The organism is Sphingomonas sp., assembly GCF_035910975.1.
Taxonomy (GTDB): domain Bacteria; phylum Pseudomonadota; class Alphaproteobacteria; order Sphingomonadales; family Sphingomonadaceae; genus Sphingomonas.
In genome coordinates, this window is sequence record NZ_JAMHWM010000034.1 from 1 (window position 1) to 2,720 (window position 2,720).

Sequence of the window (2,720 nt, forward strand, 5' to 3'; positions counted from 1 at the left end):
CGCAGGCGCAGCGCGTCATAGACCTTGTTCGGGTTGGCCCCGCGATCGATCCCCTCCGAGGACCCGAGCTTGAGCTGGCACGGAGCGTCGTAGCAGGCGTGACACGCCACGCAGCGCGCCTCGAGGATCGGGCGCACCTGCGTGTCGAAGTCGACCGCGCCGGCGGCCAGGCTGGCGACCTGGCGCTCCTGGACCCGGCGCGCGCCATGACGGCGATCGAGCCGGTCCTCCTGGAGCACCGCGCATCCGGCCGCGACCGAGAGCATGACGACGAGGGAAGCGTTGAAAGCGCGCAAGGCCCGTAGCCTAACACAATCCGAGGTTAGTCTACCCGGAGGTTATCGCCGAGAAGAAGGAATGGCAGGACTTGCCACATCGGGCTCGCCTTTGCCCGCTCACCATACCCGTGCTCTCTTGCCCAGGTTCGCATCACCCGGAGTCCGATCATGCAAGCACTCGTATTTCACGGCCCAGGCCAAAAGAGCCTCGACGACCGCCCCAAGCCGGCCCTCCTGGGCCCCGGCGACGCGATCGTCAAGGTCACCCGCTCCACGATCTGCGGCACCGACCTGCACATCCTCAAGGGCGACGTCCCGACCTGCCGTCCTGGCACCACCCTCGGTCACGAGGGTGTCGGCATCGTCGACGCCGTCGGCCCGGCCGTCACCAGCTTCAAGCCGGGCGACCGGGTCCTGATCTCGTGCATCACCGCCTGCGGCCGCTGCGAATGGTGCCGCCGGGCCATGTATTCGCACTGCACGACCGGCGGCTGGATGCTCGGCAACAGCATCGACGGCACCCAGGCCAACTTCGTCCGCATCCCGCACGCCGACACCAGCCTCTACCCGATCCCGCCAGACAGCGACGAGGAGGCGCTGGTCATGCTCAGCGACATCCTGCCGACCGGCTTCGAGTGCGGCGTGCTCAATGGCAAGGTCCAGGTCGCGTCCAGCATCGCCATCGTCGGCTCCGGGCCGATCGGCCTCGCGGCGCTGCTCACCGCCCAGCTGTACTCGCCGTCGCAGATCATCATGATCGATATCGACGACAACCGCCTCGCGGTCGCGAAGCGCTTCGGCGCGACCGACACCGTGAACAGCGCCAGCGGCGACGCGCCCCGGCAGGTGATGGCCCTGACCGCCGGACGTGGGGTCGACACCGCCATCGAGGCCGTCGGCATCCCCGAGACCTTCAAGCTCTGCGAGGATATCGTCGCCCCCGGCGGCACCATCGCCAACATCGGCGTCCACGGAAAGAAGGTCGACCTGCATCTGGAGCGCCTGTGGTCGCACAACGTGACGATCACCACCCGCCTGGTCGATTCCGCGTCGATCCCCATGTTGCTCAAGATCGTCTCGTCGAAGCGTATCGACGCCCGCCAGCTGATCACCCACAGGTTCGACTTCAGCCAGATGCTCGCGGCCTACGAAACCTTCGCCGCCGCCGCCGATACCAAGGCCCTGAAAGTGATCGTGGAAATGTGAACAGATTCAGCGCATCCCGCGCACTTATCCAGAACACCGCGAGCGGGCGCATCTCTGCTGCGTCGCCGCGGGCGCGAAATGATACCGTCCGCGCCACCATGGGTCACGCTCGCCTCCTGCTCCCCGCCTTGCTCCTCGCCTGCGCTCACGCGCCGGCGCCCGCGCAGACGCCCCCAGCGCCCTCGCTCCGGGCGACCAGCGGACCCGTCTCGCGCCCCACACCGATCACGACGCCGACCGACAGCGACGGCGACCGCGTCCCGGACGGCTCGGATTCCTGCCCCAGACAACCCGGCTCGCTGCGCGACGGCTGCCCCGTGGTCGACCGCGACGGCGACGGCATCTCGGACCGTTATGACAAGTGCCCCGATGTCCCCGAAGTCCGCGACGGCCGGGCCGACGGCGACGGCTGCCCGATCTGACGCTCACCCATTGCGCGTCGACCTCGCAGTGGGTTTCGCGGACCCTGGCAATCGGTATCCTCGCGGTGCGGCGATATCGTGTCTGATGCCGCGCTTTGCCTGGTCAGGAGTATCCATAAAAATTGATGGCGTCGTCACCTCCGCGCTCACGCGCGCCTGACTAGAACCTGCCGCGCAGCCCGACGCCGACAAAACCCGGCGCCAGCAAGGGCTGGAGCGCCTGCCGATTCGCCCGCTTGCGCTTCATCCCGATCACCAGCAGCGGCACGCCGGCCCCGAGCAGCAGCGCCCCGAACACCGCCCCCGACACCGCCAGGCGGTTCGCACCCGTGCCCTTGGCGAGCAGGTCCTGGCAGCTCGCCGACGGGTCATCCTTCGTACACATCGCGTCGTAATCGCGGCTCAAGCCGATCCCCGAAACCCCGCCGTACACCGAGGCCGCGATCGACAGCCCAGCCACGCCGGTCAGCACCGCCCCGGTGATCACCAGCGGCTTCCACGGCTTGCCCGTCGGCGCCGGCTCGGGCATCGGCGCCGGCCCCGTCGCCTCCGGCCCTTCCAGTGGTTTTGGCTTCGCCACCGAGGTCCGCGCCGCCTTCTCCTCCGCCGCCGACAGCCGCGACTTGAGCTCCATCCGCGCCGCCGCCACCTTCGGTCCCAGCGGCGTCTCGGTCCCGTACGCCCGCGTGTACCCCTCGCAATACGCGTCGACCGCCGCCGACGCCTCGCGCAGGTCCTTCAAGTTCCCGCCGTCCTGGATCCCACGCACAAGAGCGTCGACGATGTACTCGTAGATCCCCGCCCGCTGATCGCG

At 68.8% G+C, this 2,720-nt stretch carries 4 protein-coding genes; 2 read left to right on the top strand and 2 right to left on the bottom strand.

What is annotated here, in order from left to right; all coding sequences use genetic code 11:
* Positions 1–266, bottom strand: a 266-nt coding sequence (locus VYI76_RS13195) for a hypothetical protein (protein WP_326525264.1), incomplete at its 3' end; no start/stop codon positions are given.
* A 180-nt stretch (positions 267–446) separates the two neighbouring features.
* Between VYI76_RS13195 and VYI76_RS13200 the strand changes: the two genes are divergently transcribed.
* Positions 447–1,484 carry a zinc-dependent alcohol dehydrogenase family protein gene (locus VYI76_RS13200; protein ID WP_326525265.1) on the top strand — a complete coding sequence of 346 codons (1,038 nt, stop codon included), beginning with the start codon at positions 447–449 and terminating at the stop codon, positions 1,482–1,484.
* A 98-nt stretch (positions 1,485–1,582) separates the two neighbouring features.
* A complete protein-coding gene (locus tag VYI76_RS13205) occupies positions 1,583–1,906 on the top strand; it encodes a thrombospondin type 3 repeat-containing protein (protein ID WP_326525266.1) in 324 nt (107 codons plus the stop codon).
* Between the two features lie 160 nt (positions 1,907–2,066).
* Here VYI76_RS13205 and VYI76_RS13210 read toward each other — a convergent pair.
* Positions 2,067–2,720, bottom strand: a 654-nt coding sequence (locus VYI76_RS13210; RefSeq protein ID WP_326525267.1) for a hypothetical protein, incomplete at its 5' end; no start/stop codon positions are given.